This window comes from Amycolatopsis rifamycinica, assembly GCF_000695625.1.
Classification (GTDB): domain Bacteria; phylum Actinomycetota; class Actinomycetes; order Mycobacteriales; family Pseudonocardiaceae; genus Amycolatopsis; species Amycolatopsis rifamycinica.
The window spans coordinates 62583-83806 of record NZ_JMQI01000021.1; the positions used below are offsets into that span (position 1 = coordinate 62583).

A 21224-nucleotide genomic window follows, 5' to 3' on the forward strand; every position below is an offset into this window, starting at 1 on the left:
GACGGGGTATGCCCGCCGGGACGGAGCAGGAGGTGGCGATGGTGGCCAGACACGGAAAAGAACCCGAAGGACCGGGAGAGCTGTCTAAGCGGTCGTGGGGTGCGGTGCTGAAGCGCACCTTCAAGCAGTTCAGCCGGGACAACCTGACGGACTGGGCGGCGGCGCTCACCTACTACGGCGTGCTGTCGCTGTTCCCGGGCATCATCGTGCTCACCGCGATCCTCGGCCTGCTCGGCCCGGACAAGATCCAGACGGTCATCGACAACGTCAACCAGATCGTCCCGGGGCAGGGCAAGGACATCCTCGTCGGCGCGATCAAGGAGCTGACGGGCTCGCGCAGCCTCGCCGGTCCGCTGGCGATCGTGGGCCTGCTGGGCGCGCTGTGGTCGGCGTCGGGGTACATCGGCGCGTTCATGCGGGCGTCGAACGCGATCTACGGCATGCCGGAGGGGCGGCCGATCTACAAGGTCATCCCGCTGCGGGTGGCGCTGACGGTCGCCATCGTCATCCTGCTGGCGCTGTGCGCGGTCGGCGTGGTCGCGACGGGCTCGGTGGCCCGCCGGATCGGCGACCTGATCGGGCTGGGCTCGACCGGGGTCATGGTGTGGGACATCGCGAAGTGGCCGGTGATCGCGGTGCTGGTCAGCGTGGCGTTCGCGCTGCTGTACTGGGTGGGGCCGAACGTCCGGCAGCCGAGCTTCAAGTGGCTGACGCCCGGTGGGCTGCTGGCCGTGGTGCTGTGGGTGCTGGCGTCGGCCGGGTTCGCGCTGTACGTGGCGAACTTCGGTTCCTACAACAAGACCTACGGCTCGCTGGCCGGGGTGATTGTGTTCCTTGTATGGTTGTGGATCTCCAACATCGCGATCCTGCTGGGGGCCGAGCTGGACGCGGAACTCGCCCGCGGCCGCACGATCGAGGCGGGCCGTGAGGAGGACCAGGAGGAGCCGTTCCTGCCGCCGCGGGACACGAAGGCGATGGACGAAGACGAGGCCGCGGCGGTGGCGGAGTCGGAACGGAAGTGAGCGGATGGCCTGCCGGATCACCGAACTGGTGCTGGACTGCCACGACCCCGACCGCTTGGCGGAGTTCTGGTGCGCGGTCCTCGGCTACGAGGTGATCGGCCACGAGCCGGACGGCCTGGCCCTCGGCCCGGCGGGCGCCCGTTTCGGCGAGGGCCCGCCGACGCTCATCCTGGCCCAGACGGACAACCCCCGCGCCGGCAAGCTCCCGTTGCACCTCGACGTGAGCCCGGCGGGGGTGGACCAGGAGACGGAGCTGGCGAGGTTGACGGCCTTGGGCGCCCGTCCGGCGGACGTGGGGCAGACGGGCGAGGAGTCGTGGGTGGTCCTGCAGGACCCGGAGGGCAACGAGTTCTGCCTGCTGCGCACGGACGTGGACGCGGCCTGACCGCTTGACCGACCCTCCGGTGACGGCCGGCGCGCCCATAGGGCGTGGGTTGCGCCCGACGCATCGACCGCCGTGCGGCGGGTGCGTTGGGCGCGCCGGAGCCGCTTCGGGGTTGCATCCCCTGCCGGGCTCATCGCGACCCGGAACTGATCGAATACGGCCTCAGCGCCACCCGGACCCGATCGAACCCGCAACAGGCCCGCCCGCAGACTCAGCCGATCCGGAACCTCAGCGTTCCCCCGCCGGGCAGCGGCGCCACTGCACCTGGTCCCCGGCCCGGTCGGCGTGCCACACCGCGGTCCCCGTGTCCGACTCCCACGTCGGCACCAGCCGGCCGGTCACCACCCGTCCCCGGGCGACCCGGCCGAACAACTCGATCCCGTCGCGCCTGCGGGCCGCCGGGATCCACGCCGGGAACCGGGTGCTGGGCAGCTTCCGCTCGACCCACTCCCGCGCCGACCCCTCGCTGCCGTGCTCGGACTCGACGATGCTCGACACCGGCCCGTCGCCGCCCACGGTGAGGGCGATCGACGCGCGCCAGCGCACGGGGGAGGCTTCCGATGTCATCCTCTCCAGGGTCCCCGACGACCTCGGCCGCGGGCCAGTACACGTTAGGATGGATCCCTGCTCACTCACCGTGTCTCCCCTCAGGACGCGTTCAGCAACCGTGCGCAGGCCTTCTCCAGCACCGCCCTGGCCTCGTCGCCGTCGAGGCGGGCCGCGCGCTTCAGGGCGGGGGCGATCGTGCGCTGGGCGCGGTAGGCCTCCACCAGGCGGGGGTCCACATAGGACGAGCGGCACACCGCCGGGGTGTTGCCGAGCGCCGTGGAGACCTCCTTCATCACCTTCGCCTCCGCGCGCTTGCGGGCCGTCTCGGACGTCGGCGGGTCCGCGGCCGCGAAGGCCGCCGCGGCCAGCACCGTCGCGTTCCACGTGCGCATGTCCTTCGCCGTGCAGTCCTCGCCCGCCAGCTCCTTGAACCGCTCGTTGATGTCGGCCGCGTGCACCTCGTGCCACGTGCCGCCCTCGCGGTACACCAGCAGGCGGTCGCTGCCGGAGCGGCTGCGCAGCAGCGACTTCATCACCGCCGCCAGCTGCGCGTCGCAGATGGCCACCTCGCGGTCCAGCCCGCCCTTGGCGACGTAGCAGAACCGGCATTCGTCGCCGCGGACGGCCACGTGCGAGCGCAGCAGCGTGGCGACGCCGTGGGTGCCGTTCTCCTCCGCGTACTCCTCGCCGCCGGTGCGGAAGATCCCCCGGTCGAGCATGCGCAACGCCGCGGCCAGGACCCGCTTCCGGGTGAGACCGGACTCCGCCAGGTCCTCGGCGACCGACGCGCGCCACGCGGGCAGCCGGCGCGCCATCTGCAGCACCCGGTCGTGCTTCTCCTCGTCGCGGTCGCGCCGCCACTGCTCGTGGTAGAGGTACTGGCGCCGCCCGGCGTCGTCCGTGCCGACCGCCTGGACGTGCCCGTTCGGGTACGGGCAGATCCACACGTTCCGCCAGGCCGGCGGGATGACGAGGTCCTTGATCCGCGTGAGGAGCTCGTCGTCGGTCACCGGCGAGCCGTCGGGCATGGCATAGGAGAACCCGCGGCCGCGGCGGATCCGCTTGATGCCCGGGCCGCGCAGGTCACTGCGCCGGAGTCTGGTGCGTCCCACCGCCGCGAAATACCCGCCCGGCGTACCGGGAAACCATGATTGCCGCCCGCGACGGCGGGTAGCCCCCGGCGGAAGCACCGGAAGAGGAGCATTGATGAGCGTGATCGAGGACGTCGCCGAGAAGGCGAAGCAGGTTCAGCGCAGCTACGCAGGCGACGAAGACCGGCCGCTCGCCGGGTACGTCGGCGCGATGGGCGCCTACAGCGCGCTGGTGGGCGGTCTGACGGTGCTCGGCCGCGCGCTCGGCGCCCGGCTGCCGGAGCGGTTCGGCGCCGGCGACACGGTGCTGCTGGGCGCGGCGACGTTCAAAGCCAGCCGCATGCTGGGGAAGGCGGCCGTCACCAGCCCGCTGCGGGCCCCGTTCACCCGGTACGAGGAGTCCGCGGGCGCCACCGAGCTGAACGAGTCCGTGCCCGGGAAGGGGCACGTCGAGCACGCGGCGGGCGAGCTGCTGTCGTGCCCGTTCTGCCTGAACGTCTGGCTCGGCACGGGCCTGGCCGCCGGCCTGGTGATCGCGCCGCGGGCAACGCGCCTGGCGGCCACGGTGCTGACCGCCGTGGGCATGGCGGACGCGCTGCACCTGCTGTACGACGCGGGGAAGAAACTCGCGTCCCGGTGAGCGGACGAGCCGGCGGGGGACGTCCCCGCCGGCTCACTCCGGACCGCGGCGCAGCGGACGGACCGCCGGGCCCTGCACGACTTCGCCGTCGACGCCGAACCGCGAGCCGTGGCAGGGGCAGTCCCAGGTCTTTTCGGCGTCGTTGAACGACACCAGGCACCCCAGGTGGGTGCAGTGCGCCCCGACCGTGTGCAGCTTCCCGGCCTCGTCGCGGTGGGCCGCCACGAGCTCGCCGCCCACGCGCACCACCTCCGCCTCGCCGGGCCGGAGGTCGTCGAGCTTCTCCGACCGCCACAGCGCGGCGACGTGGTCGCCGACGAGGTACTTCGCGACGGTCAGGTTGTCCTGGGCCACCTCGAGCACCGAGCGGGCGTCGAAGCGGTTGGGGTCGAACAGGTCCGCGGCCGGGTGCGGCTCGCCGAGGATCCGCGCCGCCAGCACGTGGCCCGCGGCGGTGCCGCCGGTCATGCCCCACTGGCCGAACCCGGTGGCCACCCACAGGTTCTTCGTCCCCGGCAGGTAACGGCCGATGTAGGGCAGCAGGTCGGGTGTCGACATGTCGTGGGCGGACCAGCGGTGGGTGACGCGGTGCAGGCCCGCGTGCTCGTCCGCCCACTCCGCGAGCCGCCGGTACCGGCGTTCGACGTTGACGTGCGCGCCGACGCGGTAGTGCTCGCCGCCGGCGATCACCATCGGCGTCCCCTGCTCGGTGTAGCCGCGCACGGAGTGGTGGGTGTCGGCGTCGAGGAACATGCCCGCGGGCGCGGCGCCGCCCGCCGCCGGACCGGCGACGACGAGGTCGCGCACCGGGTCGAGCCGGGCGAAGTAGAGGCCGCGGTCGAGCACGGGGTAGTGGGTCGCGACGACGACTTCGCCCGCCGCGACGTCACCCCGCGAGGTGCGGACGGTCTGCCCGTTGAGCGCCGTCGCCCGGACGTGCTCGACGATCGTGCCGCCCGCCCGCTCGATCTCGGCGGCCAGGCCGAGCAGCCACCGGCGCGGGTGGAAGTGCGCCTGCCCGGTGGTCCGCACGGCCCCGAGCGCGGGCACGTCGAGCGCGACGTCTTCGATGAAGGACGCCGGCAGGCCCGCCGCGGCGGCCGCGTCCGCCTCGCGCTTGAGGGAGTCCACGGTGGCTTCCCGCGTCGTGTAGACGTAGCTGTCCGCGCGGGTGAAACCGCAGTCGATCCCCAGCTCGGCCGCGGTGGCGGCGATCCACTCGCCGGCCGCGGTCTGGGTGCCGGCGTAGGCCTTGGCGGCGCCGGCGCCGTGGCGGGAGGTCAGGTCCGCGTACTTGGCCCCGTGCTGCGCGCTGACCTTCGCGGTGGTGTGGCCGGACACCCCGGCGGCGACGCGCTCGGCCTCCAGCACGACGACCGACCGGCCGGCGCGCGCGAGCAGCAGCGCGGTCGTGAGCCCGGCGATGCCCGCCCCGAGCACCGCGACGTCGGCCGACTCCGGCACCGGCACGCCGGTGCGGTCCGGAGAAGGGGCGGTTTCCACCCACAGCGAAAGCGGTTCGGGCAGGGCTGTCATACCCGCGGATGCCCGCTGACGACGTCATCAAACCGGCCATCCGGCCCGTTTGGCCTGATCGGCGCCTCGGGTAGCCCCTGCTCATGAGTACCGACATCTTCGTGATCGGCCTGGACGAGGAGAACCAGCGCGTTCTTGAACGCCTTCCCTGGGCCGGCGGCTACCGGTTCCACGGCCTGCTGACCCCCGAAGAGCTGCAACACGGCGAAATCGACTTCGAAGCGTTGCTGAAGACGGCGCAGCACGAAGTGGACGCGTTCGACGGTGAGGTCGGCGCGATCGTCAGCTACTGGGACTTCCCCGCCGCGTCGCTCGTGCCCATCCTCTGCGCCCGCTACGACCTGCCCAGCGTGGCGCTGGAGGCGGTGCTGAAGTGCGAGCACAAGTACTGGAGCCGGCTGGAGCAGAGAAAGGCGATCGACGAGCTGCCGAACTTCGGCATCGTCGACCTCGACGCCGAGCACCCGGCCCCGCCGGAGGGCGTCGGCTACCCCATGTGGCTCAAGCCGGTGAAGTCGTTCTCTTCCGAACTCGCCTTCAAGGCGGAGAACGACGCCGAGTTCGCCGACGCCGTGGCCGAGATCCGGGCCGGTGTCGGCCGGGTGGGGGAGCCGTTCGGCTTCGTGCTCCAGCAGGTCGACCTGCCTCCGGAGATCGGCAGGGTGGGCGGCGCGGCCTGCCTGGCCGAGGAAGCGCTGCACGGCGTCCAGGCGGCCGTCGAAGGGTACGTCTACCAGGGCGAGGTCACCGTCTACGGCGCCCTCGACTCGATCAACTACCCGGACAGCTCGTCGTTCCTGCGCCACCAGTACCCGTCGCAGCTGGGGGAGGAGCCCGTCCAGCGGATGCGCGACGTCGCCGAGCGGGTGATGAAGCAGATCGGCTTCGACAACGGCACCTTCAGCATCGAGTTCTTCTGCGACCCCGAATCCGGCCAGGTGTGCCTGCTGGAGATCAACCTGCGGCACTCGCAGTCGCACGCGGAGCTGTTCGAATTCGTCGACGGTGTCGCCAACCACGAGATCATGGTCCGCCTCGGCCTCGGCCAGGACCCCGGCCGCCGTCCCACGAAGGGCACCTACCAGATCGCCGCCAAGTGGTACCTGCGCCGGTTCGAAGACGGCGTGGTGACGCGGGTGCCGACGGCCGAGGAGATCGCGGCGGTGCAGGACCGCATCGACGGCACGCAGATCTCCATCGTGCCGGAAGTCGGGCAGCGGCTGTCGGAGCTGCCGGAGCAGGACAGCTACAGCTTCGAGCTGGCGCAGCTGTTCGTCGCGGGGCACACCGAACACGAGATGGTGCAGAAGTACCAGGCCTGCGTGGACGCGCTGCCGTTCGAGTTCGCCGAGGAGTGAGCCGCGAAAAAGCGGGGGTCGCGTTCGGACTGTCCGAACGAGACCCCCGCTTTTCGTCGCGGGTCAGCCCGACTGCGGGTCGCTGTCGTCGTGCTCGTCCCCGCCCGACGTGCCCTGCTCGCCGCGGAGGGTCTCGCGCTGGGCCTCCGGCGTGTCACCGTGCGGGTCGTCGCCGCGGGGCCCTTCGGCGGGCTCGGTCGGGTGCTGCGTACGCTCTTCGGACGTCATCTCGTACCTCCTTCACGGGTCCTTTCCGCACCGGATACCCCGCCGCGTCCGGCTCAACCGCCGGCGTTTGCGGCGGTGATCTCCGGGTAAGCCGGATCGACGCGGTTGTGCGCCGGCGATCGCGCCGGGACCGCGGCGAGTGAAGGAGACCCAGATGACCACGTCGGCGGAACCCGTCCGCCCGGGCCCCTTGGCTGCCCGGTCCGTCGTCCACTCACCGGTGCCGCCCGCCCCGCGGATGCTGCGCCTGCCCGGCGTCTACCGCCCCCAGGAAGACACCGCCCTGCTCGCCTCGGCGATCGCCGATCTGACCATCCCGGCCGGGGCTCGCGCCCTCGACCTGTGCACCGGCACCGGCGCGCAGGCGATCACGCTGGCCCGCCGCGGCGCGGGAACCGTGGTGGCCGTCGACCTCTCACGCCGGGCGCTGGCGTCGGCGCGGCTCAACGCGCTGGTCCGCCAGCTCGCTGTCCGCCCGTGCCGGGGCGGCCTCGCCCGGGCGCTGCGCGAAGGCCCGTTCGACGTCGTCGTCGCGAACCCCCCGTACGTGCCGTCGCCGGCACCGACGGTCCGGTCCACCCGGGGCTGGGACGCCGGCCCGGACGGCCGCGCGCTGCTGGACCCGCTGTGCACCGCCGCGGCCACGCTGCTGCGCCCGGGCGGGACGATGCTGCTCGTGCAGTCCGCGATGTCCGGTGTGGACAAATCGAGGGAAATGCTGGCGGCGCAGGGGTTGCGGACTTCGGTGGTGCGCAGCGCCAGGATCCCGTTCGGGCCGGTCCTGTCCGGACGGACGGAGTTCCTCGAAGCGGCCGGGCTGATCGAGCCGGGCCAGCGGATGGAAGAGCTGGTGGTGCTCCGTGCCGACCGCTGAGCGTGGTCCCCGCCGGGTCACCGTCGTCCCGGGCGGCCCGGTCCTGGTGGAAGGTCCGGTCGAGCTGAGCACCCCGGACGGCGAGCTCGTGCGGTCCGACCGGTTCCTGGTCGCGGTGTGCGCGTGCCGGCGGAGCAAGCGGTTCCCGTTCTGCGACACCAGCCACCGCAAGCGCGTCCGGACACAGGCGGACGACTGACACACCGAAGGCCTCCCGGCTCACCGGGAGGCCTTCTTCGCCGGGTTCGGGGAGTCAGGTCCGCAGGGACGACTGCCCGGCCTTCCAGCGGCTCAGCACCAGCTCGCCGAAGCGGCCCTCCAGGAACTCGGTCGCCTGGACGCCGAACACGACATCCGCGGCCAGCCCGGGCTCCTGCTCCAGCAGGTCGCCGAGCACGTCGTGCCGCATGACCTGCTCGTGGACCGCGTCCGCTTCGATGTGCTCGGTGTAGAAGAACCGGCACGCTTCCGGTGCGTCCAGGCGCCGCAGGGCCTGGTCCATCCGCTGCGCGGACGGGGCCGTGGTGATCTCCGCCGCGGCGAAGTGCCCGCAGAGCGCGCCCCGCAGCGACCGGTGCAGGCCGAACAGCGACATCATGTTGACCACCGCCAGCATCTCGCCGGGGACCTGGTCGATGAGCTCGAGGTAGCCGTCGGGCAGGCCGGCCGCCCGCAGCAGGTCGGCGTAGAGGCGGGCGTGCACCAGTTCCGCGCGGCCGCCGCCGAACTCGTCGAACTCCACCGCCACCAGCGCGGCCTTGGCGCGGCCGCGCAGCCGCGGGATGACCCACGCGTGCGGGTCGGCTTCCTTGTGGTGGTAGATCGAGCGGTGCGTGAAGTACTCGCGCATCTGGGCCCAGTCGCCGTGGTCGCGCAGGTAGTGCGAAACCCCCTCGACGTCGATGGGCTCGACCAGCAGGGCGTCGAGCGCGCCCGTGACGTCGTCGCCGCCCGGCACGTTTTCGCGGAGTGCGGCGAGGAACCGCGCCTCCAAGGCGCCGCGCAGGCGCAACAGCTCCGGGTCCCACTCCCAGTCGGGGGACACGCCCGGCAGGCCTTGGTAGTGCAGTTCGTAGCAGAGGTGCAGGGCCAGCTGGAGGTCGTCGCCGAGCGGATCGGTGTCCGCGAGCCCGTCGAAGTCCAGGTCCGCCCGCGGCTGCGTGCGCAGCAGCGTGGCCAGCACCGACTCCGAGAGCGGCCCCCGGGCGGCCGGCAGGGTGGCGACCCGATCGGTGGTGGAAGTCGTCATGATCGCGGTTACCCGGTCAGCAGCGTTCCATGCGCGGCCGGCACGGTCGCCGCGGTGAGCCACCGCACCGCGGCCGCCGTCCCGGCATCGGTGAGCGCGCGCTGCCGGTCGGCCCCCGTGCCGCCATCGCGCACCGCGTCGAGGAGCTTGCGCACCTCGGTCAGGTCGCCGCTCTCCGCCAAGGGCGCTTGGACGTGCGCCACGAGCTCGTCGACGAGGGTCCACGCGGGCCGCCGCGTCTGTTCGGCCGCGTCCACCAGGTCCCCGGAAAGACCGTGGCGCGCCGCGGTCCAGACGGCCGCGGCGGCCACCTGCGGCGACAGCGGCGCGGCCTCCCGGCCCTCGGCGAGGTCGGTCAGGGCCCGCTGCACGAGCGCCCGGCTGAGCAGGGCCTGCAGCACGGCGTGGTCGACGGTCAGCGCGGTGTCGGCGACCCGGAATTCGACGGTCGGGAACCGGCCGGACGGGCGGGCCAGCCAGAACGTCTGGTCCGGGTCGACGAGCGCACCGCACTCGACCAGCGTCTCGACGGCCCGGCGGTACTCGTCGTGCCCGCGCAGGTGCGGGGCGACGCCGGAGCCGGGGAAGCGGGACTGCAGGACCATCCGCCAGCTGGCGTAGCCGGTGTCGCGCCCCTGGTCGAACGGCGAATTGGCCGACAGGGCGAGCAGCGTGGGCAGCCACCGGCCGAGGTGGTTGACGACGGCGACCGCGGTGTCGGGATCGGCCACCCCGACGTGGACGTGGCACCCACAGGCTTCGTAGTCGGCGACGACCGCGCCGTAGGCGGCGTCGATCTCCGCGTAACGGCCGGTGCTCGCGGGCGGCGGCGTGGCCGGCCCGGGCCCGACCGGGGTGCCGGTGGCCAGCAGCGCGCAGTCCTCGGCCGCGGCGGCGCCGGCCAGCACGCGGCGCGCGGCGGTCAGCTGGTGGCGGAGCTCGTCGGCCGTCGTGCAGACGCCGCTGGCGGCTTCGAGCTGCGTGAGCCGCAGTTCCCGGTGGATCCGGACGCCCTCGGGCAGCGGCCCGTGGTGGCGGTACCGGGCCAGCACCGGTTCGGCGCACGGCGAAGCGTGCCCGGTGCGGGGGTTCACGAGGAGGAACTCCTCTTCGACACCCATCGTGGGCGGGCCGTCGGACATGGGGCTGGCTCCTTCCGGACGGGCGTCCGCCGGGGTTACCCGCTTCCGCCGCGGAAATGCGCCCGGACCCCGCGCTTGTTTCGCCGTGAGCGCGCGGCGGGTACTTGGCAGCCATGACGACTCACGAGCGGTTGCGGGTGATCGGGGCGGACACCGCGCAGGCGCGTGACCTGCCCGCACCGCGGGCCCCGTCCGAAGGCGACCCGGGAAGCCGCGTCCGGTGGAAGAGCCCGGACGCGGTCGTCGTCGAGGTCACCGGCGAGATCGACCTGAGCACGGTGGCCTCGCTGGCGGCGGTGCTGGACGAGCACCTCCGGGCCCGCCCGGGGGTGCTGCGGGTCGACCTCGGCCAGGTCTGCTTCCTCGGCGTCGCGGGCATCCGCGTGCTGCTGCGCGCCCACCGGCACGCCGAAGCGGCCGGGGTCCACCTGGTCGTCGACCCGGGCGGGTCGCGTGCCGCGATCCGGGCGCTCGAGCTGCTCGACCGGCTCCCGGACTAGTCGCCCGTGAGCAGGTCGACGACGTCCTCGGCGCGCTCCCGCTCCGCGAACTTGCGCCGCTGCCGGTCCGCCCCGCCGCCTTCGGCCGCCAGCCGCGCCGTTCCTTCCCGCGCGTAGTCGAGGTCCCCGGCCGTTTCGAGGGCCGGGGCCGTCAGCTCGACCAAGTCTTCGAGGACCGCCTTCGTCGGTTCCAGGTCGCCGGTCTTCGGGTGCGGGCAGCAGCCGGTGACGCCTTCGCGCGACGCGCGCCAGAGCCGGCCGCGCAGCACCTCGTTCGACAGGTCCGGTACCGGCCCGTCGTCGGCCAGTGCGGTGGCGACCAGGCCGCGGGCCAGCACGCCCAGCAGCACCGCGTCTTCCGGGGCCGCCGCGACGTCGGCGATGCGGAACTCCAGCGTCGGCTGCTTGTCCGACAGCCGGACGTCCCAGTAGATCATCCCGCGGTCGAGGATCGAGCCCGCGCGCAGCCAGCCGTCGACGATGCTTTCGTACTCGTCCAGCGACGCGAACCGCGGCGGGGTCCCGCCGACGGCCACCGGCTCCACTGCTGGTACCGCCAGCTGCAGTACCCCGTGTCGTAGCCGTCGGAGATCGCCGAGTTCGCGGTCACCGTGAGCAGCACGGGCAGCCACGGCCGGATCCGGTTCAGCACCTGGACGCCGGCTTCCTTGTCCGGGATCGCGACGTGCACGTGGCAGCCGCACGTGAGTGAGGTCCGCGCGGTGGCGCCGAAGTGCTCGGCCATCCGCTCGTAGCGCGGGTTCGGCGTGATGACCGGCGGGTCCGCTTCGTACAGCAGCGGGGACCCGGCGGGCAGCACGCGGTACCCGCGCCGCCGGGCGGCGCCGATGAGGTCTCCGCGCAACCCGCGCAGCTGGCGCAGGGCTTCGGTGTGGGTCCGGCAGACGTCGGTCGCCGCCTCGGCCTGTGACCGGGTGAGCTCGTGCTGCAGCTCGCCTTGGTCGTCGCCGGCGGCTTCGGCCGCGTCGACGACGTCGTCGCCGGCGTGGGACAGGTGGCCGCGGCGGTCGACGACGAAGAACTCCTCTTCGATGCCGAATGTCAGCACATCGCCCGTCGGGTGGTTCACGGGTGTTCTCCTGGAGGTCGGGGACCCGGTGGATACCCGGACGGGTGTATCGGCAAACGGGTTTTCCCGCGCCGTGAGCGGGTATCCGCCCGGCTATGTCGACCGACGCCATCGTGCTGCTCAAGAACGACCACAAGACCGTGGAGAAGCTCTTCAAGGAATTCGAGAAGGCGGGGGAGGACGCGTACGACGAGAAGCGCCGGATCGCGGACTCGATCATCGAAGAGCTGACTGTCCACGCTTACATCGAGGAGGAGATCTTCTACCCGGCGGCCCGGGAAGCCGTTCCGGAGACCAAGGACCACGTCCTGGAGAGCGTGGAGGAGCACCACGTCGTGGTGTGGATGCTGTCCGAGCTGCTCGGCATGGACCCGAAGGACGAGACCTTCGACGCGAAGGTCACCGTGCTCACCGAGAACGTCCGCCACCACGTCGAAGAGGAAGAGGACGAGTGGTTCCCCGAGGTCCGCTCGGCGATGGGCCGCAAGCAGCTGCAGGAGCTGGGGCAGCGGATGATCGACGCCCGCTCCGCCGCGCCCAAGAACCCCTTGGACCTCAAGAGCGCCAAAGCCTGATCCCCCGACGCACGAAGAGGGGGCACTTTCCCGGGAAAGTGCCCCCCTCTCGCTGTCAGTGCTTCGCGACGACGCGGATGGACTCGAGGTCGGAGTCGGCCGGGTCGGGCAGCTGCATGCCCGCGCCGAGCCCGCTGCGCAGGTAGTCGAGCATCGGCCGGGTGATCACCTCGCCGGGCAGCACGCCGGGCGCCCCCGGCGGGTACGGCGTGATCATTTCGGCCGCGATCCGGCCGGCCGCCTCCGCCACGGGCACCTGCTCGGCCGGGCCGAAGAACGCGTCGCGCGGCAGCATCGCCGTCTCCAGCTCCATCTCCCGCGGCGACGGCAGGTCCACCTTCGGCGGCTTCTCGAACGACGGCGCGGCCTTCACGAGCGCGTCGATCGCGTCGACCAGCGTGCTCGCGGTCTTCTCGTCGTCGGAGTGGTTGAACTGGGCCACGATCCGGCGGTGGTCGGACAGGCCGACGGTCACGCGCTGGTGCTCGCGCAGCCAGTCGGCGGCCTGGTACCCGCTGATGCCCAGCGGGTCGAGGTCGAGCACGACCTTGAGCCGGTCGACCGAATCGGCGAGGTCCGGGCCGAGGAACTCGTCGTGCATCACCGTCACGCCCAGGTCCGCCAGCCGGCCGCGCACCGAATCGACGAGCGTCAGCGCGCCGTCGATCAGCTCCTTGCCCTGTTCGGCCATCTGCCGCCGCCAGCCGTCGAGGGCCGCGTAGACCAGGGAGCTCGCGCTGGTCGTGCCGAGCAGGTCCTCACGCGCCTTCAGCACGTTCGGGTCCACGCGGTCGCCCTGCAGGTGGAAGACCGAGCTCTGTTCGACCGCGGCGCCCATCTTGTGCACGCTCGTGACGCACACGTCGGCTCCGGCGTCCATGCCCCACGGCGGCAGTCCGTCGTGGAACGGCAGGTGCGCGCCCCACGCCTCGTCGACGATCAGCGGGAGCCCGCGTTCGTGGCACCAGTCCGCGATCGCCCGCAGGTCGCCGCAGGTGCCGTAGTCGGTCGGGGTCACCACGAGCGCGCCCTTGACCTCGGGGTCGCTCTCGTAGGCCTCCGCGAACTCCCGCACGCCCGGCGGGTGGCTCAGGTGCCGCTCGGCGTCCCAGTGCGGGCGCACCCAGACCGGCCGCACGCCGCTGACGATCAGCCCGGAGATCACCGACTTGTGCACGTGCCGCGGCACCAGCAGTTTTTCGTGCGGGCCCGCGACGGCGAGCATCGCGCTCTTGACCGAGAGCGAGCTGCCGCAGGTGGAGAAGAAGGTGTGGTCGGCGCCGACCGCGTCGGCCATCAGCGCCTGGGCCTCGGCCAGCACGCCTTGGCGCATGAGCCGGTCGTCGAGGCCGTTGAGCGCGATGACGTCGGACTTGAAGACGTCGGCGCCGACGACTTCGAGCACGCGCGGGTCGATGCCACGGCCCTGCTTGTGGCCGGGAGCGTTGAACGGGACGTAGCCGGTGCTGTGGTAGTCGCGCAGCGCCTCGAGCACCGGTGCCTTGCTGTGGTCCATTGCGGCGGAGTAGCCGGAGGCGCCGCGGGCGAAACACCCCGGTGGCATGACCGCCCGTGGTTGGGGTATCCCGGAGGGCATGGAGTGGCACGAGGAGCTGCACGAGCGGGCCGACGAGCGCATCGAGCACCTGGACGAGCGGTTGTGGGCCGTCGCCACCGCGCTGCACGAACGGCCGGAACTGTCCTATGAGGAGCACGCCGCCGCCGAACGGCTCACCGGCGAGCTGGCCGCGGACGGTTTCGCCGTGGAGACCGGGATCGCCGGGCTCCCCACGGCGTTCGTCGCCCGCGCCGGCGAAGGGCGTCCCCGCGTCGCGCTGCTGCTCGAATACGACGCCCTGCCCGGCCTCGGGCACGCCTGCGGGCACAACCTGATCGCCGCGGCCGGTCTGGGGGCCGCGCTGGCCGCCAAGGACGTCCTCGGAGACGCGCCCGGCTCGCTGCTCGCGGTGGGGACCCCGGCCGAGGAACGCGGCGGCGGCAAGGTCGCGATGGCCGAGGCGGGCGTCTTCGATGACGTCGACGCGGCCCTGATGGTCCACCCCGGCGTGCACTCGTGGTCGTGGGCGCCGCTGACCGCGCAGGTCGAGCTGAAGGTGACCTTCCACGGCCGGGCCGCCCACCCGACCGGCGACCCGGAGCACGGCATCGACGCTCTCGCGGCGCTGATCCAGGCGTTCGGCGCGGTGTCCGCTCTGCGCCAGCGGCTGCCCGCCGGGTCGCACGTCCAGGGCATCATCACCCACGGTGGCGAGGCGACGAACATCGTCCCCGACCGGGCCGAGGGCCGGTTCGGCCTGCGCGCCCTGACGACGGACGCGCTGGACCGGCTGGCCGAAGACGTCGCCACCTGTGCCCAGGGGGCCGCGCTGGCGACCGGGGCGAAGGCCGACGTCGAACGCCTCGGGCCCGGGTATTCGCACTTCCGCGACAACCCGGTGCTGTCGGAGCGGTTCACCGAGCACCTGGCCGCCTGCGGGATCCACGCGACCCCGCCGGCGCCGGGGGTCTTCCTCGGGTCGTCCGACATCGGCGACGTCAGCGTCCGCGTCCCGGCGATCCACCCGTTCGTGGCGATCACGGCGGAGGAGATGTCGGACCACACGCCGGAGTTCGCGGCCGCGGCGGCGAGCCCGCGGGGCCGGGCGGCGATGCTGGCCTCGGCGGCGGCGCTGGCCCGCACGGTGATCGACCTGCGGACGCACCCGGCGCTGGTCAGCCGCGCGTGGGACTGCTTCCGAGGCCTGGCTCGCAACGGGCGATGACCGGTCGGCGCGCCGGTGCGGTCCCCGGCACCGGCGCGCCCCGGCTCACGCCACCGGCGTGTAGTGCGAAGCGTCCCCTTCGAGGGATTCGCTGGACCGGCCGTCGACGCCCACCGGGACGTCCCCGGCCACCGTGACGCGGTTGAGGCGCCGCGGCAGGCCGTCGTAGTTGTCGATCGCGTAGTGCTGGGTGATCCGGTTGTCGAACAGCACCAGCTGGTCCGGCTCCCACGCCACCCGCACGACGTTCTCCGGCCGGGTGACGTAGGACTGCAGCAGCCGCAGCAGGTCCCGCGACTCGCCCACCGACAGGCCTTCGATCCGCTGGGCGAACCCGCCGACGAACAGGCCGCGCTCGCCGGTCACGGGGTGCACCCGCACCACCGGGTGCACGGTCCGGTACTTCCGCGAGACGAACTGGGCCCGCCGCTCGCGTTCCTGCTCGTCCACGGTCTCCGGCGGCTGGACGTAGTCGTAGTCGTTGGTGTGCACCGCGCGCAGCGTGTCGGCGAAGGCGCGCAACGGTTCCGGCAGGTCCCGGTAGGCCGCGGCGGCGTTCGCGATCAGCGTCTCCCCGCCGTACGGGGGCACCACCAGGCTGCGCAGCGTGCTCGCCTTCGGCGGGTTGAGCACGAAGGTGACGTCGGTGTGCCAGTGGTTGGCGCGGCCCCGCTCGCTGTCGACGGGCAGGATCGCCGGCGCCCCCTCGACGGCGGGCACCGTCGGGTGCGCCTTGGTGAGCTCGCCGAAGTGCGCGGCGAACCGCTGCTGGCCCTCGTCGTCGAGCCGGACGTTCCGGAACACCAGCGCCTTGTGCTCGTGCAGGGCGTCGGTCAGGAACGCCACCTGCGCGGCGTCGAGGTCGCCGGCCGGGTCGAAGCCGACGATCTCGGCGCCGATCCTCCCGGTCAGCTTGCGGACGTCGGTGCCGATGGTGGTCATGCGGGCTCCTTCACTCGGTTGCGGTTGACGGGCCGCGCGAGGCCGTAGTGCTCGCGCAGGGTGCTGCCGGAGTACTCGGTGCGGAAGAGCCCGCGCCGCTGCAGTTCCGGGACGACGAGGTCGACGAAGTCGTCGAGCCCGCCGGGCAGGGTGGGCGGCATGACGTTGAAGCCGTCGGCGGCGCCGCCGCGGAACCACGCCTCCAGCTCGTCGGCGACCTGGACCGGCGTGCCGGCGAAGACGCGGTGCCCGCGCCCGCCCGCCAGCCGCTCCAGCAGCTGCCGGATGGTGAGGTCTTCGCGCCGGGCCAGGCCGACGACCAGGTCGAACCGGCTCTGGCCGCCTTCGGTGAAGCTGCCCACGTCCGGCAGTGGGCCGTCCAGCGGGTAGCCGGTGACGTCGTGGTCGAGCATCTTGGACAGCTGCTGCAGCCCGTAGTCCGGGATGATCAGCGCGTTCAGCTCGGCCTCGCGTTCGCGGGCTTCGGCTTCGGTGCGGCCGAGGATCGGTGAGATCCCGGGGAGGATCTTGAGCTCGTCCGGCGTGCGGCCGTACTTCGCGAGCCGACCCTTGACGTCTTCGTAGAACGCCTTGCCCTCGGCGAAGGTCTGCTGCGCGGTGAACACGGCTTCGGCGTGCCGGGCCGCGTACTCCTTGCCGGTCTCCGACGACCCGGCCTGCACGAGCAGCGGATATCCCTGCACCGGCCGTTCGATGTTCAGCGGCCCGCGCACCTGGAAGTGCGGCCCGTCGTGGGCGATCGCGCGGATCCGATCGGTGTCGGCGTAGACGCCGCTCGGGCGGTCGACGACCGCGGCGTCGTCGTCCCAGCTGTCCCACAGCTTCTTGACGACCTCGACGAACTCCTCGGCCCGGTCGTACCGCGCGTCGTGCGAGGGGCGCTTGGCCAGGTTGAAGTTGCGGGCTTCGTCGATGCCCGCCGAGGTGACGATGTTCCAGCCCGCGCGCCCGCCGGAGAGGTGGTCGAGCGAGGCGAACTTCCGGGCCAGGTGGTAGGGCTCGTTGTAGGTCGTCGACGCCGTCGCGATCAGTCCGATGTGGACCGTGGACGCGGCCAGCGCCGAAAGCAGCGTCAGCGGTTCGAAGTGGCTGTGGGAGTTGTGCTTGACGTTGCCCCACAGCGCGACGCCGTCGGCGAGGAAGATCGAGTCCAGCTTGCCGCGCTCGGCGGTCCGCGCGATGTCGGCGTAGTGCCGCAGCGTCCGGGCCCGGTGCGGGTCGGTCGAGGGGTGCCGCCACGCGGCTTCGTGGTGGCCGTTCGGCATCACGAACGCGTTGAGGTGCATCATGGGGTCTCCTTGGGACGCCAGGTGGAAAACCGCCGTTCGAGCGCGACGAAGCCGGCGTTGACGAGAACGCCGAGCAGCGAGACCGCGATGATCCCGGCGTACATCTGCTGGATCTGGAAGTTCACCTGGCTGGTGTTGATCAGGTAGCCGAGCCCGGCCTTGGCGCCGACCATCTCCGCGGCCACCAGCACCAGGATCGAGTAGGACGCCGCCATCCGGATGCCGGTGAAGACCGTCGGCACGGCCGAGGGCAGGATCACCTTCCGGAACAGCCGCGGGCTCGACAGCCCCAGCGAGCGGGCCGCCTTGACCAGCAGGGGATCGACGGTGTTGACCCCGGCGATCGTGTTGAGCAGCACCGGCCACACGCAGGCGTAGACCACCAGGCTGACCTTCGACAGCTCGCCGATGCCCAGCAGCAGCGTGAACACCGGCAGCAGCGCCAGCGCGGCGGTGTTGCGGGCCAGCTCCAGCAAGGGCTGCAGGAACCGCGCCACCGGCCGGTACCAGCCGATCAGCAGGCCCAGGGGCACCGCCACCGCGACGGCCACGGCGAACCCGGCGGCGGACCGCCCGACGCTGGCCAGCAGGTGGTCGGCGAGCTCGCCGTCGAGAACGAGCTCCCACAGGGCCCGCAGGTCCTCGGACAGCGGCGGGAGGAACGTCCGCGTGCTCTCGTCCAGGACGAACCGGGGGACCAGCTCCCACAGCGTCACGAACAGCACGACCGCGGCGGACGCGTGCACCGCCCGGGTGAGCTTCTTCGTGAACCGGCGCGGTCGCGGCGGCGGGCCCGCGGGTCTGGTGTGGACGGCCGGGGCTTCGAGGGTGGTGGTCATCGGGCCGCGCTCCGTTCGTGTTCGGCCGCCTTGCGGACCTCGTCGTGCAGCAGTTCCCAGAGCCGGTGGCGCTGCCGCCCGAACTCCGGCCCGGACCGCACGTCCCCGGTGCGGTCGCCGAGGTCGACGTCGACGACGGCCTTGAGCCGCCCGGGCCGCGACGTCAGCACGGCGACCCGCTGGCCCAGGTAGACGGCTTCGTCGATGCCGTGGGTGATGAACACGACCGTCTTGCCGGTGCGGCGCCAGATCCGCAGCAGCTCCTCCTGCAGCTGCTCGCGCGTCTGGGCGTCGAGCGCGGCGAACGGCTCGTCCATCAGCAGCACCGCCGGGTCGTAGGCGAGGCTGCGGGCGATCGCGACCCGCTGCTTCATCCCGCCGGACAGCTCGTGCGGGTAGCGGTCCTCGAAGCCGGACAGCCCGACCAGCGCGAGGTATTCGCGCGCCCGCTCGGCCCGCTGCCGCTTCCCGAGCGGCCCGCCTTCGAGGCCGAACTCGATATTGGCCCGGGCGGTGCGCCACGGGAACAGCGCGTACTGCTGGAAGACGACCCCGCGGTCGAGGCCGGGCCCGCGCACCGGCTCGCCGTCGATGAGCACCTCGCCCGACGTCGGGGTGGCGAGCCCGCCGAGCAGGTCCAGCAGGGTCGACTTGCCCGAGCCGCTGGGGCCGACCAGCGACAGGAACGTGCCGTCGGCGATGTCGAGGGAGACGTCGTCGAGCGCGGTCAGCGCGCCGAAGGTCTTGGTCACCGAGCGGATGCTGATCACGGGGTCACCGCCGGGGCGCCGTCGCGGAAGGGGTTGAACTCGTTGGTGTAGAGCTTCGAGGTGTCGATCCTGTCGTGCTTGAGGTAGCCCTCCTGCTTCAGCCACGGCTCCCACCGGGTGTAGTCCTGGTCGGAGATGAGGCCGCCGCGGGTGATGCCGACGCTCTTCCAGTACTTCAGCGTGTCGGTGCTTTCGTTGCGGCCCCGGGCCTTGATGATCTTCGTGAAGCGGGCGATCACCTCTTCGCGCGGAGTCGTGCGTTCCCACTCGATCGCCCGGGCCACGGCGGAGACGAAGATCTTCGCCGTCTCCGGGTACTTCTTGATGAAGTCGGTGCGCAGGACGTACGGACCGCCGTTGTAGGGCCCGAACGCGCCGACGTCGGTGAACAGCGGGCGGACGCCGCCGGCCGCGACGGCGTGGTCCTGCAGGATGCCCTGGAGCGCGGCGACGTCGAGCTGGCCGTTGCGCAGCGCCTGTTCGGCGTTCACCGGCGGGATGACGACCAGCTGCACCTGCTTGACCTCGTCGTCGGAAAGGCCCTGCCCCTTGAGCCAGGTGTCGAGCGCGGCTTCGAGGTTGGCGCCGGCGGTGTTGACGCCGACCTTCCTGCCGATCAGGTCGCGGGCGGTCCGGATCGGACTGTCCTGCTTGGTGTAGAAGCCGATGAAGGCCTTGTCGTCGGAGCCGTAGTAGTTGACGACCGCCTTGACCGGGGCGCCGGCTTCGACGAGCTTGACGACCGCGCCGGTGAAGGCGCCGCCGAAGTCGGTCTGGTCGGTGGCCGCCGACTGGATGTCCTGCGGGCCGCTGATCGTGTTGCCGACCCACTTCAGCTTGACCGGGCCGAAGTAGCCCAGGTCTTCGGCGAGTTCGGGGAGGGTGACGGAGTTCGCGTTGCCCTGGTAGCGCAGTTCCAGCTTCTCCGGTTGCCCGGGCGCACCGGTGGCCGTCGCCGAAGCGCAGCCGGCCAGCAGCACCACGGCGGCGGCGAACAGGGGCAGGGTTTTCTTCACGGTGGTTTCGTCCGTTCCGGGAGTCGGCGGGGATGAGGCAATTGTTCGCAGCCGACGAGCGGACGGTCAATTTTGCGAGTTCGTGAAATAACTCCGCCGGTTCACGAAGCGGGGCGCAACCCGGTCAACAGGGGACCGAGCGGGTCTTCGTAGAGCACGTCCAAGAGGACCGCGCCGCCGGCGGTCGCCAGCTCGGTGCCCGGGAAGCTGGTGCCCACAACGGTTTCCGACGGAGCGGGGCCGCGGGACCGGTCGCCGACCTCCTCCCGGATGATGGGAAGGCAGCTCGGCACGTGGGCTACACTCCGATCGACCACGACGAGCACGGCGGGGTTCAGCACGTCGAGCAGAAGGGCCGCGGCCCGGCCGATGAGCCGCGCGCGTTCGTGGAACATCCGCACCGCCGCGGAATTGCCGTCCACGGCGAGCGCGAGCAATTCCGGGAAGTCCGGGCGCTCGATCAATCCGCATTCCACGGCTTGGTGCGCGAGTGTTCCTTCCGAAACGGCCGCTTCGAGGCAGCCGGTGCGCCCGCACCGGCACGGTTCGCTGCTGCCGTCGACCCTCAGGTGCGCGACGGCGCCCGCGGCCGAACGCGGCCCGTGGTGCACGGTGGCGCCGGTCGCGAACGCGGCGTCGACGACGTTGCCGGTGAACAACTGCACCACGCTGTCGCGGGCGCGCGGGTGCCCGAAGAGCCGTTCGGCGTGCACCAGCGCCCGCGCGTGCCCGTCGACCTCCACCGCGAGTCCGGTGCTGCCGGCCAGGAGGTCGCGGACCGGGACGTTCCGCCAGCCCAGCAGCGGGTGTTCGACCACGGTGCCGGACGCCCGGTCGACCCAGCCGCCGGTGGCGACGCCGAGGCCGAGCGGCTCGCGGTCGGGGGCGTGTCCGAGCAGGAGGTCGTCGAGGATTTCGGCGGCGCGGGCGAGCAGCTCTTCGGCGGCCAGCCCGTCGTGCGGCTCTTCGTGCTGGACCAGCACGTTCCCGCGCAGGTCGAGCAGCGCGACGGTGGCGTGGTGCACGGCCAAGTGCAGCGCGCCGGCGACGTGCCGCCCGGTGTCGAGGTCGACCGGCACGTGCGGCCGTCCCACGCCCCCGCGTGACTCCGCTTCCGGGAGTTCGCGCAGCAGTCCCCGCCGCAGCAGCTCGGCGGTGTGCCCGCTGACGGCGGCGGCGGACAGCCCGGTGCGCCGCGCGATGGTGCTGCGCGCGATCGGGCCACCGTCGAGCACCGCGCGCAGGACCGCGCTCGCGCTGGCGCTGCGCCGGACCCCGCGCGCGTCCGTCCTCTGTGGACTCCCCGGCGGGCTGGTCATGGCCCC

At 72.4% G+C, this 21224-nt stretch carries 22 protein-coding genes and 1 pseudogene; 9 read left to right on the forward strand and 14 right to left on the reverse strand.

What is annotated here, in order from left to right; genetic code table 11:
* The first annotated feature begins 8 nt into the window (after nt 1-8).
* Both DV20_RS09900 and DV20_RS09905 read left to right on the forward strand, forming a co-directional pair.
* Nucleotides 9-1022, forward strand: a complete 1014-nt coding sequence (locus tag DV20_RS09900) for a YihY/virulence factor BrkB family protein (RefSeq protein WP_043778632.1) — start codon at nt 9-11, stop codon at nt 1020-1022.
* A 4-nt stretch (nt 1023-1026) separates the two neighbouring features.
* Nucleotides 1027-1407, forward strand: coding sequence for a VOC family protein (locus DV20_RS09905; RefSeq protein ID WP_043778635.1), 381 nt, complete (start codon nt 1027-1029; stop codon nt 1405-1407).
* A 228-nt stretch (nt 1408-1635) separates the two neighbouring features.
* Here DV20_RS09905 and DV20_RS09910 read toward each other — a convergent pair whose 3' ends face one another.
* Together DV20_RS09910 and DV20_RS09915 are read right to left on the reverse strand one after the other, a co-directional pair.
* Complete coding sequence (locus DV20_RS09910; protein WP_235190765.1) at nt 1636-1974, reverse strand: hypothetical protein; 339 nt, start codon at nt 1972-1974, stop codon at nt 1636-1638.
* A gap of 80 nt (nt 1975-2054) precedes the next feature.
* Nucleotides 2055-3068, reverse strand: a complete 1014-nt coding sequence (locus DV20_RS09915; protein ID WP_043778640.1) for a DNA topoisomerase IB — start codon at nt 3066-3068, stop codon at nt 2055-2057.
* Nucleotides 3069-3162: 94 nt separating this feature from the next.
* Here DV20_RS09915 and DV20_RS09920 point away from each other — a divergent pair, with 94 nt between their 5' ends.
* Complete coding sequence (locus DV20_RS09920) at nt 3163-3687, forward strand: DUF1360 domain-containing protein (RefSeq protein ID WP_043778642.1); 525 nt, start codon at nt 3163-3165, stop codon at nt 3685-3687.
* 33 nt (nt 3688-3720) lie between these two features.
* Here DV20_RS09920 and DV20_RS09925 read toward each other — a convergent pair whose 3' ends face one another.
* Entirely contained in the window at nt 3721-5223 is a 1503-nt protein-coding gene (locus DV20_RS09925; protein ID WP_043778645.1) for an FAD-dependent oxidoreductase, read from the reverse strand.
* An 83-nt stretch (nt 5224-5306) separates the two neighbouring features.
* Here DV20_RS09925 and DV20_RS09930 point away from each other — a divergent pair, with 83 nt between their 5' ends.
* On the forward strand, nt 5307-6581 hold the full coding sequence (locus tag DV20_RS09930; RefSeq protein ID WP_043778648.1) for an ATP-grasp domain-containing protein: 1275 nt from the start codon (nt 5307-5309) through the stop codon (nt 6579-6581).
* Between the two features lie 63 nt (nt 6582-6644).
* Here DV20_RS09930 and DV20_RS45780 read toward each other — a convergent pair whose 3' ends face one another.
* Nucleotides 6645-6809: a hypothetical protein gene (locus DV20_RS45780; protein ID WP_167344370.1), complete on the reverse strand. Its 165-nt coding sequence runs from the start codon at nt 6807-6809 to the stop codon at nt 6645-6647.
* A gap of 154 nt (nt 6810-6963) precedes the next feature.
* Between DV20_RS45780 and DV20_RS09935 the strand changes: the two genes are divergently transcribed.
* Both DV20_RS09935 and DV20_RS09940 read left to right on the forward strand, forming a co-directional pair.
* Complete coding sequence (locus DV20_RS09935; protein ID WP_043778651.1) at nt 6964-7683, forward strand: methyltransferase; 720 nt, start codon at nt 6964-6966, stop codon at nt 7681-7683.
* Nucleotides 7670-7882 carry a CDGSH iron-sulfur domain-containing protein gene (locus tag DV20_RS09940; protein ID WP_043778654.1) on the forward strand — a complete coding sequence of 71 codons (213 nt, stop codon included), beginning with the start codon at nt 7670-7672 and terminating at the stop codon, nt 7880-7882. The genes DV20_RS09935 and DV20_RS09940 overlap by 14 nt, the downstream gene beginning before the upstream one ends.
* Nucleotides 7883-7936: 54 nt before the next feature.
* On the opposite strand, the gene DV20_RS09945 is transcribed toward DV20_RS09940, so the two are convergent.
* Nucleotides 7937-8932: an iron-containing redox enzyme family protein gene (locus DV20_RS09945; RefSeq protein WP_043778655.1), complete on the reverse strand. Its 996-nt coding sequence runs from the start codon at nt 8930-8932 to the stop codon at nt 7937-7939.
* 8 nt (nt 8933-8940) lie between these two features.
* A complete protein-coding gene (locus tag DV20_RS09950; protein ID WP_043778658.1) occupies nt 8941-10074 on the reverse strand; it encodes a carboxylate-amine ligase in 1134 nt (377 codons plus the stop codon).
* A 113-nt stretch (nt 10075-10187) separates the two neighbouring features.
* Between DV20_RS09950 and DV20_RS09955 the strand changes: the two genes are divergently transcribed.
* Complete coding sequence (locus tag DV20_RS09955) at nt 10188-10574, forward strand: STAS domain-containing protein (protein ID WP_043778661.1); 387 nt, start codon at nt 10188-10190, stop codon at nt 10572-10574.
* Here DV20_RS09955 and DV20_RS09960 read toward each other — a convergent pair.
* Nucleotides 10571-11664: pseudogene (locus DV20_RS09960) on the reverse strand (carboxylate-amine ligase). The gene DV20_RS09955 and the pseudogene DV20_RS09960 sit on opposite strands and share 4 nt — an antisense overlap.
* 95 nt (nt 11665-11759) lie before the next feature.
* Between DV20_RS09960 and DV20_RS09965 the strand changes: the two are divergent.
* Entirely contained in the window at nt 11760-12239 is a 480-nt protein-coding gene (locus DV20_RS09965; protein WP_043778665.1) for a hemerythrin domain-containing protein, read from the forward strand.
* A 55-nt stretch (nt 12240-12294) separates the two neighbouring features.
* On the opposite strand, the gene DV20_RS09970 is transcribed toward DV20_RS09965, so the two are convergent.
* The gene (locus DV20_RS09970) at nt 12295-13755 is read right to left on the reverse strand and encodes an aminotransferase class I/II-fold pyridoxal phosphate-dependent enzyme (RefSeq protein WP_456356068.1); all 1461 of its coding nucleotides are present in this window, start codon (nt 13753-13755) and stop codon (nt 12295-12297) included.
* A gap of 46 nt (nt 13756-13801) precedes the next feature.
* Here DV20_RS09970 and DV20_RS09975 point away from each other — a divergent pair, with 46 nt between their 5' ends.
* The gene (locus DV20_RS09975) at nt 13802-15022 is read left to right on the forward strand and encodes an amidohydrolase (RefSeq protein WP_235190766.1); all 1221 of its coding nucleotides are present in this window, start codon (nt 13802-13804) and stop codon (nt 15020-15022) included.
* Nucleotides 15023-15067: 45 nt separating this feature from the next.
* Here the strand turns inward: DV20_RS09975 and DV20_RS09980 are convergent, their stop codons facing one another.
* From DV20_RS09980 to DV20_RS10005, 6 genes are all read right to left on the reverse strand, one after another.
* Entirely contained in the window at nt 15068-15964 is an 897-nt protein-coding gene (locus DV20_RS09980; RefSeq protein ID WP_043778672.1) for a TauD/TfdA dioxygenase family protein, read from the reverse strand.
* Nucleotides 15961-17274, reverse strand: coding sequence for an LLM class flavin-dependent oxidoreductase (locus DV20_RS09985; RefSeq protein ID WP_043778674.1), 1314 nt, complete (start codon nt 17272-17274; stop codon nt 15961-15963). Before DV20_RS09985 ends, DV20_RS09980 begins: the two co-directional genes overlap by 4 nt.
* Nucleotides 17271-18113 (reverse strand): ABC transporter permease, encoded by an 843-nt coding sequence (locus tag DV20_RS09990; protein WP_043778678.1) that lies wholly within the window; start codon nt 18111-18113, stop codon nt 17271-17273. The genes DV20_RS09985 and DV20_RS09990 overlap by 4 nt, the downstream gene beginning before the upstream one ends.
* Nucleotides 18110-18883, reverse strand: a complete 774-nt coding sequence (locus DV20_RS09995) for an ABC transporter ATP-binding protein (protein ID WP_043778680.1) — start codon at nt 18881-18883, stop codon at nt 18110-18112. Before DV20_RS09995 ends, DV20_RS09990 begins: the two co-directional genes overlap by 4 nt.
* Nucleotides 18880-19899: an ABC transporter substrate-binding protein gene (locus DV20_RS10000; RefSeq protein ID WP_043778682.1), complete on the reverse strand. Its 1020-nt coding sequence runs from the start codon at nt 19897-19899 to the stop codon at nt 18880-18882. Before DV20_RS10000 ends, DV20_RS09995 begins: the two co-directional genes overlap by 4 nt.
* 101 nt (nt 19900-20000) lie before the next feature.
* Nucleotides 20001-21218: an ROK family protein gene (locus tag DV20_RS10005; protein WP_043778686.1), complete on the reverse strand. Its 1218-nt coding sequence runs from the start codon at nt 21216-21218 to the stop codon at nt 20001-20003.
* Nucleotides 21219-21224: the final 6 nt, after the last annotated feature.

Excerpts from the sequence above, each read along its gene's own strand:
- DV20_RS09900 (WP_043778632.1), top strand. The coding sequence starts at position 9 with ATGCCCGCCGGGACGGAGCAGGAGGTGGCGATGGTGGCCAGACACGGA.
- DV20_RS09905 (WP_043778635.1), top strand. The coding sequence starts at position 1,027 with ATGGCCTGCCGGATCACCGAACTGGTGCTGGACTGCCACGACCCCGAC.
- DV20_RS09910 (WP_235190765.1), bottom strand. The coding sequence starts at position 1,974 with ATGACATCGGAAGCCTCCCCCGTGCGCTGGCGCGCGTCGATCGCCCTC.
- DV20_RS09920 (WP_043778642.1), top strand. The coding sequence starts at position 3,163 with ATGAGCGTGATCGAGGACGTCGCCGAGAAGGCGAAGCAGGTTCAGCGC.
- DV20_RS09925 (WP_043778645.1), bottom strand. The coding sequence starts at position 5,223 with ATGACAGCCCTGCCCGAACCGCTTTCGCTGTGGGTGGAAACCGCCCCT.
- DV20_RS09930 (WP_043778648.1), top strand. The coding sequence starts at position 5,307 with ATGAGTACCGACATCTTCGTGATCGGCCTGGACGAGGAGAACCAGCGC.
- DV20_RS45780 (WP_167344370.1), bottom strand. The coding sequence starts at position 6,809 with ATGACGTCCGAAGAGCGTACGCAGCACCCGACCGAGCCCGCCGAAGGG.
- DV20_RS09935 (WP_043778651.1), top strand. The coding sequence starts at position 6,964 with ATGACCACGTCGGCGGAACCCGTCCGCCCGGGCCCCTTGGCTGCCCGG.
- DV20_RS09945 (WP_043778655.1), bottom strand. The coding sequence starts at position 8,932 with ATGACGACTTCCACCACCGATCGGGTCGCCACCCTGCCGGCCGCCCGG.
- DV20_RS09950 (WP_043778658.1), bottom strand. The coding sequence starts at position 10,074 with ATGTCCGACGGCCCGCCCACGATGGGTGTCGAAGAGGAGTTCCTCCTC.
- DV20_RS09955 (WP_043778661.1), top strand. The coding sequence starts at position 10,188 with ATGACGACTCACGAGCGGTTGCGGGTGATCGGGGCGGACACCGCGCAG.
- DV20_RS09965 (WP_043778665.1), top strand. The coding sequence starts at position 11,760 with ATGTCGACCGACGCCATCGTGCTGCTCAAGAACGACCACAAGACCGTG.
- DV20_RS09970 (WP_456356068.1), bottom strand. The coding sequence starts at position 13,755 with ATGGACCACAGCAAGGCACCGGTGCTCGAGGCGCTGCGCGACTACCAC.
- DV20_RS09975 (WP_235190766.1), top strand. The coding sequence starts at position 13,802 with ATGACCGCCCGTGGTTGGGGTATCCCGGAGGGCATGGAGTGGCACGAG.
- DV20_RS09980 (WP_043778672.1), bottom strand. The coding sequence starts at position 15,964 with ATGACCACCATCGGCACCGACGTCCGCAAGCTGACCGGGAGGATCGGC.
- DV20_RS09985 (WP_043778674.1), bottom strand. The coding sequence starts at position 17,274 with ATGATGCACCTCAACGCGTTCGTGATGCCGAACGGCCACCACGAAGCC.
- DV20_RS09990 (WP_043778678.1), bottom strand. The coding sequence starts at position 18,113 with ATGACCACCACCCTCGAAGCCCCGGCCGTCCACACCAGACCCGCGGGC.
- DV20_RS10005 (WP_043778686.1), bottom strand. The coding sequence starts at position 21,218 with ATGACCAGCCCGCCGGGGAGTCCACAGAGGACGGACGCGCGCGGGGTC.